Origin of the sequence: Actinotalea caeni, assembly GCF_009733795.1 — a bacterium.
GTDB lineage: Bacteria > Actinomycetota > Actinomycetes > Actinomycetales > Beutenbergiaceae > Pseudactinotalea > Pseudactinotalea caeni.
The window spans coordinates 147,768-163,608 of sequence record NZ_WNXX01000004.1 but is presented as its reverse complement, the minus strand read 5'-3'; the positions used below and the strand labels follow the sequence as shown (position 1 = coordinate 163,608).

Below are 15,841 nucleotides of genomic sequence, written 5' to 3'. Positions count from 1 at the left end.
GGGACGGCCGCACCGGGCCACCCACGCCGGGAGGGGGCAGCAGGGCATGACCGCGCGGCTGGAGCACAGCGCCCCGACGGGGGACGCTGCGGCGACGCCGTCGGCACCCCGACGCACGCTCGCCAGCTCCGCGGCGGTGATGGCCAGCGGCACCCTCGTCTCGCGCGTGCTCGGGCTGCTGCGCAACGCGCTGCTCGTCGCGGTCGTCGGCGTCGTCGCGCTCGGCGACGCGGGCGGCAGCATGGCCGACTCCTGGTCGGTGGCCAACAAGCTCCCGAACATCATCTCGATGCTGCTGGCGGGCGGCATCCTCAACGCGGTCCTCGTGCCGCAGGTCGTGCGCGCGATGCGCCGCCCCGACGGCGGCGAGGAGCACGTCAACCGGCTGCTGACGGTCGCGATCGCGGTGCTGCTCGGCATCACGGTCGTGCTCACCGCCGCGGCGGCCCTGCTCATCAGCCTGTACGCGGGCGCCTTCCCGGCCGAGTGGAAGGCGGTCGCGGTCGCGCTCGCCTACTGGTGCATCCCGCAGCTGTTCTTCTACGGGCTCTACACGCTGCTCGGGCAGGTGCTCAACGCGCGCAGCATCTTCGGCCCGTACATGTGGGCGCCCGCCGTCAACAACGTCGTCGCGATCGCCGGTCTCGTCGCCTTCCTCGTCATGTTCGGCGGCCTGCCCGACGGCGGTCTGCCGGCCGGGGCGTGGACGGCGGACCGGATCACGCTGCTCGCGGGCACCGCGACGCTCGGTGTGGTCGCGCAGGCGCTCGTGCTCGTCGTGCCGCTGTACCGCAGCGGGTTCCGGTTCCGCCCGGTGTGGGGCCTGCGCGGGCACGGCCTCGGCAAGGCCAGCTCGGTGGCGCTGTGGGCGTTCGCGGCGCTCGCCGTCGGGCAGCTCGGGTTCCTGGCGGTCTCCAACGTCGCGGCCGCTGCGAGCGCGCGCGACTACGCGGGCAACTTCGCCTACGACAACGCCTTCCTGATCTTCATGCTGCCGCAGTCGCTGGTGACGGTGTCGCTGGTGACGGCGCTGTTCACGCGGCTGTCGACCAGTGCCGCCGCGCGCGACGGCGCCAAGGTGCGCGAGGACCTCTCCCGCGGGCTGCGCACGCTGGCGGTGTTCACGGTGTTCGCCACCGCGGCGTTCGCGGTGCTGGCGATCCCGCTGGTGCAGGTGGTGCTGCTCGACCGCGCCGACTTCGTGTCCTACCGCGCGGTCGGCGCGGTCCTGGTCGCGATGTCCCTCGGGCTGGTCTCCATCGGCGTCTGGACGATGGTCCAGCGGGTCTTCTACGCCTACGAGGACACCCGCACGCTGTTCCGGATCCAGGTGCCGATGGCTGCGATCCTCGCCGCCGGCTCGGCGTTGTCGTGGTGGCTGCTCGAGCCGCAGTGGTGGGTGGTCGGGACCGGTGCCGCGACCACGCTGTCCAACACGGTCGGTGCGACCGTCGGCTACCTCGCGACCCGCAAGTACCTGCCGAGCCTCGACGGCCCTCGCGTGCTGCGCACCCACCTGCGTGTGCTGCTCGCGACGATCCCGACGGCGCTGGGCGGCTGGGCGCTGCTGCACCTGTGGGGTGTCGAGACCTCCTTCGTCGGCGCGCTGCTGCGGGTGGTGGTGCTCGGCGGCGCGATGCTCGTCTCCTACCTGCTGCTCATCCGGGCGCTGCGGGTCGCCGAGCTCGACGAGCTGCTGGGCCGGCTGCTGCGCCCGCTGTCGCTCCTGACGTCGCGCCTTCCTGCCCCTGTGCGAGCACGCCTGCCGCGTACCATGGCCGAGTCCGGGGGCGGATCTGTGAGGGGTGGTGAACGTCGCGTGACGACGACGGGCTCCGCGACGTCGCTGCATGCCGGTGACCTCGTCGCCGGCCGGTACCGCCTCGAGCACCCCGTGAGCGCGCGGGTCCCGCACGCGACGGCGTGGGCGGCCACCGACACGACGCTCACCGAGCCCGTGCGCGTGGTCCTGCTCGACGGCCCCCAGCGCGACCACGCCGTCGACGCCACCCGCCGCGCGGCCCTCATCGGCGACCCGCGGCTGCCCAGGGTGCTCCGTGCCGGGGTGGAGGGCGACCAGGGCTACGTCGTCACCGAGGAGACGCCGGGCGTCACGCTCGCCGAGCTGGTGCGCTCCGGCCCGCTGCCGCCCTCGCAGGCGCGCGCCCTGGTGGGCGAGGCCGCCGCCGCGCTCGAGACGGCGCGGCGCCGCGGTGTGCACCACCTCGCGCTGCGCCCCGCGGCCCTGCTGCGCACCGACGACGGGTCGGTGCGCGTGCTCGGGCTCGGCACCGAGGCCGCGGTGCGAGGCATCGAGCGCGGTGACGCGCGCGCCGCCGCCCGTGAAGACGCCGTCGGTCTCGTGCGACTGCTCTACGCTGCGCTCACCGGCGCGTGGCCCGGGCCCGACGACCTCGCCGACGGCCTGCCGGTCGCCCCGACGCACGGCACCACGGCGGTGCCGGTCGGCGACCTCGTCGCCAACGTCCCCAACGACCTGGACACGCTCTGCGCCGTCACGCTCGGCGAGCACGACGACGGGCCGTTCACGCCCGGCGAGCTCGTCGCCGACCTCGCGCCGTGGGGCGCGATCGAGGTCGACGCGCCCGCGGGGCCGCTTCCGCCCGTGCTGCCGCCGAGCCTCGACGCCGTCGTGCCCCTGGCGCCGGCGGCCGGCGGGGTCGTCGACACCGCGGAGCCCGACGACGACCTCGAGCAGACCGCGGTCCACTCGATCGACACCTCCGGCTGGGCGCCGCACCCGCTGCCCACGCTCGCCGAGCCGACGCCGTTCGCCGACCTGGTCACCGACACCGGGACCATCCCGGCGGTCCGCACCCGCCCGCACCACGCGAGCCCGCTCCGGGCGCCTCGCCCTGGTGTGACCGTGCCGCTGCCCGCAGCCACCCCGCCGGCCGAGGCCGGCGCCGCTGCCGCCGCAGGTGCTGCCGTCGCCGCTGCGGGCGCGGTCGCCGGAGCGGCGGACGGACGATCCGTCGCCGAGGACGGCGAGCCCGAGGTCGCCGCGGCCGAGGTCGCCGAGCCTGCGGTCGCCGAGCCGGAGAGCGTGGAGCCCGAGGTCGTCGAGCCGGAGACGGCTGCGCCCGCGGTCGCGGAGGCGGTCGTCGTCGAGCCCGAGGTCGCGGAGACGGCCGAGCCCGAGGCGCCCGACGCCGTCGAGGCCGGGACGCAGATCGGTCCCGAGGCGGACCTGTCGGGGGCGGCCGTGCCCGACGCCGAGGTCGCCGACGCGGACGCCGCGCCGCGGACCGAGCTCTCGCCCGCCCAGATCCTGGCCGGGCTCCCGCTGCTCACGCGGTCCCCGAGCGGCTGGGACGTGCCCGGCGGCGCGGGCCCCGAGCGGCTGCCGGAGGCGCCGGAGCGCGACGAGATCGCCTCGCCCGCGATGCGCACCGGGACCGAGCGCGCCGAGGCCGCGGACATCGCTGCTGCCGAGGAGGCCGAGCTGCCCACGGCCGGCGCCACCGGCACCGCGGCGGCGGTGGGCCTGGGAGCAGCGGCGACGCGGTTCGCGACCGGGCTGGGCGGCACCAACCGGCGGATCAACGAGGTCGGCGAGCGCGTGACGGGCTCGACCCGGCAGCTGCTGCACGGTGCCGGGGAGCGCCTCGGCTCGCTGACCGGCCGCGCGGGCGCCTACGTCAACGAGGTCCGCGAGGAGTTCCGTCCGGTCGAGGAGGACGACGACGGCCGGCCGCGCTTCAACCCGGCACCGATCGTGCTCTCGGTGATGATCGCGCTCGTCGTGTTCGGGATGGTGATGTCGGTGCTGACGCTGCGCGACGCGGCGACCGCCTTCACGCCCGGCCCGAACCCGGGCGAGGTCCCGCCGGCCGCGGAGGAGCCGACGACCGTCGTCGTCGAGCCGACGACGCCGCCGCCGCCGTCGGCGGAGCCCGAGAACGAGGACGGCCCGCCGGCCGCGGCGAACGTGCCGATCGCCGAGGGCGTCACGTTCGACCCGAGCGTCAGCGGCGGCGAGAACCAGGACAACGCCTACCTCGCCTACGACGGCAACCCCGACACGACGTGGAACTCGCTGCGCTACAACAGCCCGACCTACGGCATGAAGCCCGGCATCGGGTACACGGTCGTGCTCGAGGAGACGGCGCTCGTCAGCAGCGTGACGCTGGACGTGCGCGGCGAGGGCGGCCTGGTCGAGATCCGTGCCGCGGACCCGGACGCGCCGGACCAGGGCCCGGTGCTGGCCTCCGGCGCGATGGGCCCCGACGTCACCTACACGTTCTCCGAGCCCGTCGAGGCGGAGACGATCGCGCTGTGGTTCCCCGAGCTGCCGGTCGCCGACAGCGACGGCCGCAACCGCATCGAGCTCGCCGAGATCTCGCTGCGCTGACCCCGGTCGGCGGCTGCCCTCCACACGCCTGGGCGGCGATGACGAGTCTCAGCGACGAGTACGGATCCGGGCGTCGACCACGAGGGGTGCACCACTCGTCCTCGACACAGGGCTCGCCCTCGCCTCGCGATGCCCGGAGAACACGCGCGCCTCGCACGAGCGTGCCGGGGAACAGCCGCACACGTCGTAGCGTTGCACCAGCGCAGACTTCTGGAGGCACAACTTGAGCGGCACCGACACCGTGCACGACCTCATCATCATCGGTTCCGGCCCAGCCGGATACACGGCCGCGATCTACGCGGCCCGGGCGGGTTTGGAGCCCATCGTCTTCGCGGGCTCCGTCACCGCGGGCGGTGCGCTGATGAACACGACCGACGTCGAGAACTTTCCGGGCTTCCCCGACGGCGTGCTCGGCCCTGACCTCATGGCCAAGCTGCAGGAGCAGGCGGAGCGGTTCGGCGCCGACGTGCGCTACGAGGACGTCGAGTCCGTCGAGCTCACCAGCGACATCAAGACCGTCGTCGCCGACGACGAGACCTACCGCGCCCGCGCCGTCATCCTCGCGACCGGCTCCGCCTACAAGGAGCTCGGGCTGCCGGACGAGAAGCGCCTCTCGGGCCGTGGCGTGTCCTGGTGCGCCACGTGCGACGGGTTCTTCTTCAAGGACAAGGACATCGTCGTCGTCGGCGGGGGCGACTCCGCGATGGAGGAGGCGCTGTTCCTCACGCGCTTCGGCAAGACCGTGACCGTCGCGCACCGGCGCGACCAGCTGCGCGCGTCCAAGATCATGGCCGACCGCGCCCTCAACGACCCGAAGGTCTCGTTCGCGTGGAACTCCGAGGTCGTCGGCATCACCGGCGAGACCAAGGTCGAGTCGGTCACGCTGCGCGACACCGTCACCGGCGAGACCCGCGAGCACCCCGCCGAGGGCCTGTTCGTCGCCATCGGCCACGTGCCGCGGACGGAGCTGGTCATCGGCCAGGTCGACCTGGACCCCGAGGGGTACATCAAGGTCGACCACCCGACCACGCGCACCAACCTGCCCGGCGTCTTCGCGTGCGGCGACGTCGTCGACCACCACTACCGCCAGGCGATCACCGCCGCGGGCACCGGGTGCGCCGCGGCGCTGGACGCCGAGCGCTTCCTGGCCGCGCTGGACGCCGGCGAGCCCCTGGACGTCGCCGTCGGCGTCCCCTCCTGACCACCGCGAGGCTGAGAGCACGATGAGCACACTCCACGAGACCACCGACGAGACCTTCGAGAACGACGTCCTCAAGGCCGAGGGGCCTGTCGTCGTCGACTTCTGGGCGCCCTGGTGCGGACCGTGCCTGCAGTTCGCCCCGATCCTCGAGGAGGTCGCGGCCGACCACGCGGACAAGATCCGAGTCGTCAAGCTCAACACCGACGAGAACCCCGAGACGATGCAGCGCTACGGCGTCATCTCGATCCCGACGATCAACGTCTACGTCAACGGCGAGGTCGCGAAGTCGCTGGTCGGCGCGCGTCCGAAGAAGCGGTTCCTCGAGGACATCGCCGAGTTCCTGGCCTGACGAGCCCCGTGACGGCCGCCCCTGGTGGGCGGCCGTCGCCGTGCCGGCGGTGCCCGTGCGCGACACGACACCCCCGCGCGACGCCCTCACCCCGCGCGGTGAGGGACACTGGAGACCGTGACTGCCAGCCCGCCGGCTCCGCAGGAGCCGCTCACACCCGGCCGGGGCACCCGCCTGGACCCCTGGTACGCCAGCTACGCCGAGCGCACGCACGGCATGAAGGCGTCGGAGATCCGCGCCCTGTTCTCGGTCGCCAACCGGCCCGAGGTGGTGTCGCTCGCGGGCGGCATGCCGTACCTGGCCGGCCTCCCGATGGAGATCGTCGCCGAGGTCACCGACCGGCTGCTGCGCGAGCGGGGTGCCGTCGCGCTGCAGTACGGCTCCGGGCAGGGCGACGTCGCGCTGCGCGAGCAGATCACGACCGTCATGGCGGAGGAGGGCATCACCTCCCACCCCGACGACGTCGTCGTCACCACCGGCTCCCAGCAGGCCCTCGACCTGGTGACGCGGATCTTCGTCGACCCGGGCGACGTCGTCGTCGCGGAGGCACCCAGCTATGTCGGGGCCCTCGGCGTGTTCCGCGCCTACCAGGCCGACGTCGTGCACGTCGAGATGGACGACGACGGCCTCGTGCCCGAGGCGCTCGAGGCCACGCTGACCCGGCTCGCGGCCGAGGGCCGGCGCGTCAAGCTGCTCTACACCGTCCCGAACTTCCACAACCCGGGCGGCACGACGCTGTCGCTCGAGCGGCGGCCGCAGGTCGTCGAGATCGCGCGCCGGCACGGCGTGCTGGTGCTGGAGGACAACCCCTACGGGCTGCTCGGTTTCGACGACCTCACCGAGAACCCGGTGATGCCGGCGCTGCACAGCTACAACCCGCAGGGCGTCGTCTACCTCGGGTCGTTCTCGAAGACGTTCGCGCCCGGCTACCGGGTCGGGTGGGCGCTCGCGCCGCACGCGGTCCGGGAGCGGCTGGTGCTCGCGAGCGAGTCGGCGATCCTGTGCCCGTCGAACATGAGCCAGATGTCGATCGCGACGTACCTGTCCACGTGCGACTGGCGCGGCCAGGTCAAGTCCTACCGCGAGGTCTACCGCGAGCGCCGCGACGCCACCCTGCACGCGCTCGCCGAGCACATGCCGCACGCCACCTGGACCCGCCCGGCCGGCGGCTTCTACACGTGGGTGACGTTGCCCGAGGGTCTGGACGCCCAGGCGATGCTGCCCCGCGCCGTCACCGAGCTCGTCGCGTACGTCCCGGGCACGGCCTTCTACGCCGACGGCACCGGTCACCGTTACATGCGGCTGTCCTACTGCTACCCGACGCCGGAGCGCATCCACGAGGGCGTGCGCCGGCTGGCGAACGTCGTCAACGCCGAGCTCGACCTGGTGAGGATGTTCGGTACCGGCGGCGCCGGTACCCGCCTCGCCGGCACCCTCAACCCGGGACCCAACCAGGCATGACCACCACCCACACCGATCTCGACGTGCTCGTCCTCGCCGGGGGGCTCTCGCACGAGCGCGACGTCTCGATCCGTTCCGGCCGCCGTGTCGCCGACGCCCTGCGCTCGGCCGGGATGACCGCGCACGTCCACGACGTCGACGGCGACCTGCTCGCCTCGCTGCGCCAGGCCCGGCCGGACGTCGTCTGGCCGATCCTGCACGGCTCCACCGGTGAGGACGGCTCGGTCCGCGACGTGCTCGACCTCGTGGGGGTGCCCTACGTCGGCACCGATGCGGCGGGGTCGCGGCTGTCGTGGAGCAAGCCGGTCGCGAAGACGCTGCTGGCGCGTGCCGGTGCCAGCACGCCCCGGTTCACGACGCTGCCGCAGACGCTGTTCCGCGAGCTCGGCACCCGTGGCGTGCTGGAGCGGGTGCTCGACGTGCTCGGGCTGCCGCTCGTCGTCAAGCCCGCCTCGGGCGGGTCGGCGCTCGGCGTCACCGTGGTGCGGGACGCGGCCGCGCTGCCGCAGGCGATGGTCGCGTGCTTCGCCTACGGCGAGGAGGCGCTGATCGAGCAGTACGTCGACGGCGTCGAGGTGGCGGTCTCCGTCGTCGACCTCGGGGACGGGCCGCGCGCGCTGCCGAGCGTCGAGATCGCGACCGACGGCGCCTACGACTACGACGCCCGCTACAACCCCGGGCGCTCGGAGTACTTCGTGCCCGGCCGGCTCGACGAGGCGCAGGAGCGCGCCGCCGCCGACCTCGCGGTGCTGGCGCACCGCACGCTCGGGCTGCGGCACCTGTCCCGCACCGACATGATCGTCGACGGCGACGGCGTCGCCTGGTTGCTCGACATCAACGTCGCGCCGGGCATGACCGAGACCTCGCTGTTCCCGCTGGCCGCCGAGGCGAGCCCGTACGGCGTCGAGGAGCTCTACGCCGCGATCGTGCGCCGCGCCGCGGGACGCTGACGCCGGCGGTCAGTCCTCTGCGCCGTCGTCGTTGCTGCGCAGCACGCCGGGGTCGTCGGGCGCGAGGCTGGCGAGGATGCGGTTGAGGTCGGCCACGTTGGCGAAGTCGATGCTGATCGTGCCCTTGCGCTGCCCGAGGTTGACCTTGACCTTCGTGTCGAGGCGGTCCGACAGCCGGGCCGACAGGTCGTCGAGCGCGGCGCGGTGCATGCCGGCGCGCGGCTTGGTGCGACGGGCGGGCTTCTCCTCGCCGTCGACCTCGCCGAGCGCGACGATCTCCTCGGTGGCCCGCACGCTGAGCCCCTCGGCGACGATCCGCTGCGCCAGCCGCTCCATGGCGGCGGCGTCCGAGAGCCCGAGGAGGGCGCGCGCGTGGCCGGCGGAGAGCACGCCGGCGGCGACGCGGCGCTGCACCAGCGGCGGCAGCTTGAGCAGGCGCAGCGTGTTGGAGATCTGCGGCCGCGAGCGCGCGATCTTGGTGGCCAGCTCCTCCTGGGTGCAGCCGAAGTCCTCGAGCAGCTGCGTGTAGGCGGCGGCCTCCTCCAGCGGGTTCAGCTGGCTGCGGTGCAGGTTCTCCAGCAGCGCGTCCCGGAGCATGTCGACCTGCTCGGTCTCGCGCACGATCGCGGGGATCGTGGTGCGGCCTGCGAGCCGGGAGGCGCGCCAGCGGCGCTCGCCCATGATGAGCTCGTAGGTCGGGCTGCCGTCCTCGGCACGGCCCGTCGAGCGCACGACGACCGGCTGCAGCACGCCGACGGTGCGGATCGAGTCGGCCAGCTCGGCGAGGGCGTCCTCGTCGAACACCGTCCGGGGCTGGACGGCGTTGGGGACGATCGCGTCGATCGGCACCTCGGCGAAGGTCGCGCCGGGCACCGGAACCAGCTCGGGTCCGTCGTCGCCGTGGGGGGTCGACGGAGACGGTGCGCCGTTGGTGGGCTCGGACGGGACGCCGTCGGTCTCGGAGTCCGCGTACGGGTTGCGGTGGTCGGGGAAGAAGACGTCGACGGGACGCTCGGTCCCGCCGCCCTTCGGGCCGGTCGGGATGAGCGCACCCAGGCCCCGGCCCAGCGCGTGCCGCCGCTCGTTCATGCGTCTGTTCCTCCATCGCCGGTCGCCTCGGCGGCGCCTGCCTGCTCGGTGGCCGCCTGGCCCTGACCGGTGCTGCTCTCCTGCGCCCGCGGCGACCGCTCGTTGAGCTCGCGCGCGGCCTCGCGGTAGGTGAGCGCACCGCTCGACCCCGGATCGTAGGTCAGCACGGTCTGCCCGTGGCCCGGCGCCTCGGAGATGCGGACCGAGCGCGGCACGGTGGTGCGCAGCGTCTGGTCCGGGAAGTGGGTGCGCACCTCGTCCGCGACCTCACGTGCGAGGTTGGTACGGGCGTCGAACATCGTCAGCAGGATCGTCGAGACGTGCAGCGCGGGGTTGAGGTGGGCGCGGATCAGCTCGATGCTGTTGAGGAGCTGACCGAGGCCCTCGAGCGCGTAGTACTCGGTCTGGATGGGGATCAGCACCTCGCGCGCGGCGACGAACGCGTTGACGGTGAGCAGCCCCAGGCTCGGCGGGCAGTCGATGAAGACGTAGTCGACGCGCGGCTGCCCCTCGCGGACCCGGTGGCGCAGGTACTCCGCGAGCGCGTTGCGCAGCCGGTTCTCGCGGGCGACCATCGAGACCAGCTCGATCTCGGCGCCCGACAGGTCGATCGTGGCAGGCACGACCACGAGGTTGGGGAACGCGCTCGAGGGCACCGCGACGTCGGCCATCGGCACCTCGTTGATGAGGACGTCGTAGGTCGACGGCGTCCCCACCCGGTGCTCGACGCCCAGCGCGGTGGACGCGTTGCCCTGCGGGTCGTTGTCGATGACGAGGACCTGCAGACCGGCGGAGGCGAGCGCGGCGGCGAGGTTGACCGCCGTCGTCGTCTTCCCGACGCCACCCTTCTGGTTGGCGACGGTGAACACCCGGGTCTGCTCGGGACGGACGAAGGTGTGGCCGTGCAGCGCGACCCGTCGGCGTGCTTCGTCAGCGAGCTCGGCCAGCAACGGCGTCGAGTCGTCGACCTGCGGAATCACTTCCAGACGGGCCTGACGGTTGGCGTCGAGCGGGGTCTCGGGATGCATCGGTTCCTAGTCGGTCGTGGAGTCACCACAGCCTACGACCGAGGTGGGCGTACCGCCTTCGGCACGTACCTCCTCATTGGCGTGATCGACGCTACTCCAGCCGCGGCAGCGCGTGCGGGGTGTGACCGGGAGGCGGATGGCCGTGTGCCGGGGTGGGAAGGGTGTGCGCGCGCCGACCGCGGCACGACAGATGTAGTGCACTCTCGCGGTGGCGTGTTGAAGTCACCGTGCCGTGCGGCGCGACGCCGGCGCGCGTCGGCGCGCGTCGGCGTGCAGACGGCCGTGCCCACGGCAACGATGGGAGGTCCAGGACGAATCGCCTTGCCGGGACAGAGCCGGCGGTCGCGAGGGCGACATCCGGGCGGGCAGGGTGACAAGACGGGCCCCCTGAGTGGCGCAGGCGACGATCGAGCACCGGCTCCTCCCCCACGCCTCCGACGCACCGCGACCGGTTCGCCGGCTGCCGGACGCGATGGACGACGCACGGATGCCTGCGAGGCGAGTGCGGGCTGCTGGCGGGGTCGCGCGTTCTCGCCGCCGGTCCGTACGATCTCGCGGCCGGCGCGCAGGAGGGGCCCGGCGCCCAGGTCACGCACGAGGTCATGGGCGCCGTCCATCGACCCGGCCAGGCCGGGCCGCCGCCACACGATCGCGGCGCGGGAGCTGCCGGGCCACTCCTGCTGGTGGTGCCGACGGACTCGGCCACGTCCGCCGCGCCACGCCCCTGCGCAGTGCCGCAGACCCTCGGCCAGGACCAGCGGCGAGGGGTATTGGCCGGACAGGTGCTCGAGGGCGACGTCGACTGCGCTCTACGAGCCCCCATCGCGCGACGTCGCCGACCGACCCGCAGGCAGGGCGACGCCGTCACGTCCCAGATCGACAGATCGCGCTCTGGCGCGGCGTCGCGTCGCCGCCGTACGTCCGTGCCTCACTCCGACACCGACCGCTCGGTGCCCAGGCGCACGAGGTCTCACGAATCCGTCGACCGGTGCGGGCTCCCGACCGAGGTGGCAGCGTGCGATGCCCGTGCTGCCGGGCTGGATCGAGATCTCGGCACCACAGCAGCCCGCGATCACGCCGGCGGTCAGCAGTCTTGCCGACCGCCTGCGTCGTAGCTTCGCGTCGAGCCATGCACGATCCGGGGACAGGAACCCGCGTCTCGCATCGTGTCGTGCCGACCGGCACCGCAGCACAGTGCGCCGTCTCCCGCCGACGGCCGGTGTGCGGCCGTCGCCGTGAATGGCCCCGCAGATGGGAACGGGTCTTCATCATCCCCGTGGTTGAGTTTCACGTGAAACGGCGCATTTGTCGCGAGCGGCGTCACCGTCCCAGCCGCACCACCAATCGACAAAGGCGCTCGACGGCTTCCGCGACCGCGAGGTCGTCAGCACCGTCTGATGGCCAGGCCGGACACGCGGGCGTTTCACGTGAAACCATGAATCGCGAGGCTCGCCGCAAGCGGTGTCACAGCAGAACCCCCGATCGCACGAGACGGCACCCCCGGAGCCGCCATCGGCGCGGCCCGCCCGGAACCCGCCACCTGGCACACCCCGTCCGGAGCCCGCCACCCGGCACACCCCGTCCGGAACCACCACCCGGCACACCCCCGTCCGGAGCCACCACCCGGCACCGGTTGATGGTCCCGCCCACCCGGGCCCCGGGCTCACCTGATCGGTCGGGTCGGCCAGTGCAGCCGCGCGCGGGGCGTTTCACGTGAAACGGACATGACAGCCACACCGCCCCGCTCCGTCCGCCGCGAGCAGCCCGCCGGCACAGCGAGCTCACGTCGACGGTTCCCGGCTCGACACACGTCCGCGGTCCCTGCATCCTGGCTTGTGCACCCCCTGTGCATAACCTCGTCTTGTCCACAGTCTCGCCTGACCAGTGGACCGGGGACGCTCGGTCCGCCACGGCTTACCCTGCTCGACCAACCTGCCGCGCAGCCCACCGAGTGCCAGTTTCCCGCGCCAGCACTGAGCTGCCGCGGCACGACCCACGCGCGCGACGCCGAGCTCGACTCCTCTCGCGGGGTTCTAGCTAGAGGGCGAAAGCTGTCCACAGGACTCCTGGGAGCTGTGGACAACTCCGGCATCGGCGCGCGGGCGACCCGCTCGACGCTGCGCCGCGCAGCTCGAGGGCACGCCGCAGGCAGCGGCATCCTCGAGGCACCGGTACCTGCCACGTCGCGGCGCAGACTCTGCAGCACGACCGCGGCCGCCCGGACAACCCGCCTGGGCCCACGCCACCAGCATGCCGGCGTCGACGTCGCGACGCGTCCTCGGCGCCCCGGCACGCCCACGTGCTCGCACTCGGGAGCACGCCACCCGGACGCACCCTTCCCGGGGTCGGAACGTGCCGCCGTACCCCGGGCGTCCACGCCCCAGCCCCCGGCGCTGGCCAGAGCCCACCGCGTCGATCGCAAGGGCTGCCCGGTCCGTCCTCGGCCCCACCGACCTTGGCGTCGCGGCACCCGCGGGAGCGGCCACCCGCTCCCCCGGCCCGGGACGCGTATCACTCGTGACCACAGGTGGCTCACCTGAGCCCTCGGGCGCCACGCGGAGCCTGGGATCCGTCGATCGCTGACAACGTGTGCAGCCGTGCAGGCTGATGACCGCCGGCATCCATCCACCCGCGTGCACCTCGCGGCGGTCCCCCGCGACCGTGAATGAGGTCCAGCGGCTGAACCGACGACCGGCGCACTCGTCTCGGCGCGTTTCACGTGAAACGGAGACACGGGCGTGCGAGCCCGGCCAGGTCGGTGTCGGCTCCTTCACCGCCGCGCTCCGTGAGCTGCCGCAGCACCGTCGTGAGCTCCCACGGCACCGTCCGCCCGTGTCCCCCCGAGGCACACGGGACCGGAGCGATCCGTCAGGGGTCTCGACCTGCGAGCGCGACTCCGCGTCCGCCGCTTGGGTGGTGGCGTCCCACGGGCACAGCCTCCGCAACGACTCGTAGCCGGCTCGAAGGACTGCAAGACCGGCATGTCGGTGAACCACCATGCCCGCCCCCGGACAACACATGACGGATGACCGAACCCCTCGCGAGCACGCGGACGGGCGCGATCCCCCGCTGCCGCCACGGCATGCACCAGCACCAGCACCAGCACCAGCAGGTAGGCACCGTCCGCGCGCCTGTCCTGTCGAGAGGAGCATGCCGAGGTGCCGTTTCACGTGAAACGCGACCCGCCATCTCCAGGTCACCGCGGCTACCCCGACCGAGCGGAGCGATGCGAGGTCGGCGCCCCACACGCCTCGCGGGCCGAGAGAGTCCTAGCCCGCCGCGTCGCGGTGCGCAGCCGTTCACCGCAGTCGCGGCGAGGACGGCATCGCGCCGCGCCGATGCCGCTGTCACCGTGCGTCTGCCGACCCTGCTGACGATCCGTGGCCGCATGCCCAACACCGTCGTCCGCGACGCGCAGGCTGACGCCGAGCGGACGGCGGCCACAGTCTTCGGGCACCCGCCGTTGGCTATCCGACCCCGCACCGAGCTCGGCTCTTCCGTCACCCGACGAGGCCGCCGACAGCGGACGGCACGACGTCGTGCCTTCGCACCGAACGCCGAGCGCGGTCCTCGCCGAGCCAGGCTGTCGCCCCACCACCGCACACGATCGCGTGCCCACGGAGGTACGCCCGGCCGCCTGCCGGGTACCGATCGCTCCGACACACCGCCACCGGCGTAGACCACCGGAGACGCGAAGCGCCGGCGGGGCGAGGACCGCGCGCCGATCGGGTGCGCGGGCAGCGCGTGCGCGAAGCGCCGTTCCACGTGAAACACCCCCACGCATCCGTGGAGAGCAACGGAGCAGCACGGACCTTCGTACGCGCGGCGCTCCGCAACCAGCCCTCGCTTCCAGGACGATCCACGCCTGCGACATAGCCAGCTGGCACCACCTCAGCGTTCGGAGAGCGCCTCGCGCCGTGCTGCACCCGTGCCGCGGTCCGAGCGCGATCGTGCGGTGACATCCCACACGGGCGGACATCGCTCCATGGGGTCGGGCGGTGAGCCCCGGTCGCCGCCCGACCGCCGACGTGGCGAGCAGGCCGCGCGAGAACCAGCCGACGACACCGGGGCGTGCCCGCCGCGCCGCGCCGCGCGCTCGTGCTCTCTGCACTGTCGGCGTCACCACGACACACGCTCCACGCTCCCTCGCCCGTCGGGCTACCGGCGCACCCGTGCCCGCCCAGAGCCCGGAACCGCAGGGCAGGACGCCCTGACACCGTGGCCTCGTCCAGCCACCTTGTCGCTGCTGCGCGACCGTCGCCGCCCGCCGTCGCCCTGCCGGACGGCGCACCCCCTTGGCACGCGCGGGGGCAGCCGTGCAGCGGTTCGACCACCCGGCTGGGTGCGGGGACGACGAACTCCTGCTCGAACATCCGTACGACTTGGTGGTTGCCGGGCCCGATGACCCGCGCCAGGCGGTGCCGGCCACCTCGAACCTCTCGCCCGTCCGACCGATCTCGGCGCAGCCCGACCTGGACGCGACTCGGGCGCCCGCTCCCGCTACTTGACCGCGCCGAACGTCAGTCCCTGAACCAGCCGATCCTGCGCGGCCACGCCGACGGCGATCACGGGCAGCGACACCGCGAGCGCACCCGCGGACACGGTGGCCAGGAACAGGCCCTGGCTCGACACGAAACCGGTGAGGAACACCGGAGCGGTGTTCGCGATCGTTCCCGTCAGCACCCGCGCGAACAGGAGATCGTTCCAGCTGAAGATGAAGCAGATCAGCGCGGTGGCCGCGATCCCCGGCGAGGCGACAGGCAGGATGACCCGCCGCAGGATCGTCAGCACCCGCGCACCGTCCAGCTGTGCCGCCTCCATCAGCTCCCGCGGGACCTCCGTGAGGAAGGACTGCAGCATCCACACGGCGATCGGGATGTTCATCACCGTGTAGAAGACGGCGAGCATGAAGATGTTGTCGAGCGCACCGACCGTCTTCGCGAAGAGGTACAGCGGTAGCAGCGCCGCGACGATCGGCAGCATCTTCGTGGTGAGGAAGAAGAACATCACGTCCCGCCACTTCTCGACAGGTCGGATCGAGAGCGCGAACGCGGCTGGGAAGGCCAGCACGAGGACGAGCAGGACGGACAGGACCGACGCCGTCAACGAGTTGAGCAGCGGTGGCCAGGGGCTGATCCCGGAACCACCGAAGAAGGCTCGGAAGCCGTCGAGCGTGAGCGGCGCGAAGATCGCCGGCGGGTTGGAGGCGGCGTCGGTCTCCGAGTGGAGCGCCGTCAGCACCATCCACAGGATCGGCGCCACGAACACCAGCGCCGCGACCCACGCCGCGACGCCCGTGACCACGCTGCGGCGGGCGGCTCCTCGAGGGCTGCGACGCGGCGACCCGCGGCCCGTCGTCATGGTGAAGGCAGACATGTCAGGACTCCA

8 protein-coding genes are annotated in these 15,841 nt (G+C 73.1%); 5 read left to right on the top strand and 3 right to left on the bottom strand.

The annotated features are described in order from the left end of the window. Positions 1–46: 46 nt before the first annotated feature. The 5 genes from murJ to GPA02_RS05300 all read left to right on the top strand — a co-directional run bounded on the left by murJ (position 47) and on the right by GPA02_RS05300 (position 8,336). Positions 47–4,375 (top strand): murein biosynthesis integral membrane protein MurJ, encoded by a 4,329-nt coding sequence (murJ, locus tag GPA02_RS18995; protein WP_193567837.1) that lies wholly within the window; start codon positions 47–49, stop codon positions 4,373–4,375. Between the two features lie 223 nt (positions 4,376–4,598). Then, entirely contained in the window at positions 4,599–5,576 is a 978-nt protein-coding gene (trxB, locus tag GPA02_RS05315) for a thioredoxin-disulfide reductase (RefSeq protein WP_156198858.1), read from the top strand. 22 nt (positions 5,577–5,598) lie between these two features. Next, positions 5,599–5,925, top strand: coding sequence for a thioredoxin (gene trxA / locus GPA02_RS05310; RefSeq protein WP_156198857.1), 327 nt, complete (start codon positions 5,599–5,601; stop codon positions 5,923–5,925). 117 nt (positions 5,926–6,042) lie between these two features. Continuing rightward, positions 6,043–7,386, top strand: coding sequence for an aminotransferase-like domain-containing protein (locus GPA02_RS05305; protein ID WP_240133895.1), 1,344 nt, complete (start codon positions 6,043–6,045; stop codon positions 7,384–7,386). Continuing rightward, positions 7,383–8,336: a D-alanine--D-alanine ligase family protein gene (locus tag GPA02_RS05300; RefSeq protein ID WP_156198856.1), complete on the top strand. Its 954-nt coding sequence runs from the start codon at positions 7,383–7,385 to the stop codon at positions 8,334–8,336. Before GPA02_RS05305 ends, GPA02_RS05300 begins: the two co-directional genes overlap by 4 nt. 9 nt (positions 8,337–8,345) lie before the next feature. Here GPA02_RS05300 and GPA02_RS05295 read toward each other — a convergent pair whose 3' ends face one another. The 3 genes from GPA02_RS05295 to GPA02_RS05285 all read right to left on the bottom strand — a co-directional run bounded on the left by GPA02_RS05295 (position 8,346) and on the right by GPA02_RS05285 (position 15,829). Then, the gene (locus GPA02_RS05295) at positions 8,346–9,425 is read right to left on the bottom strand and encodes a ParB/RepB/Spo0J family partition protein (protein ID WP_156198855.1); all 1,080 of its coding nucleotides are present in this window, start codon (positions 9,423–9,425) and stop codon (positions 8,346–8,348) included. After that, a complete protein-coding gene (locus GPA02_RS05290; protein WP_156198854.1) occupies positions 9,422–10,453 on the bottom strand; it encodes a ParA family protein in 1,032 nt (343 codons plus the stop codon). Before GPA02_RS05290 ends, GPA02_RS05295 begins: the two co-directional genes overlap by 4 nt. Before the next feature lie 4,500 nt (positions 10,454–14,953). After that, positions 14,954–15,829: a carbohydrate ABC transporter permease gene (locus GPA02_RS05285; protein ID WP_240133894.1), complete on the bottom strand. Its 876-nt coding sequence runs from the start codon at positions 15,827–15,829 to the stop codon at positions 14,954–14,956. Positions 15,830–15,841: the final 12 nt, after the last annotated feature.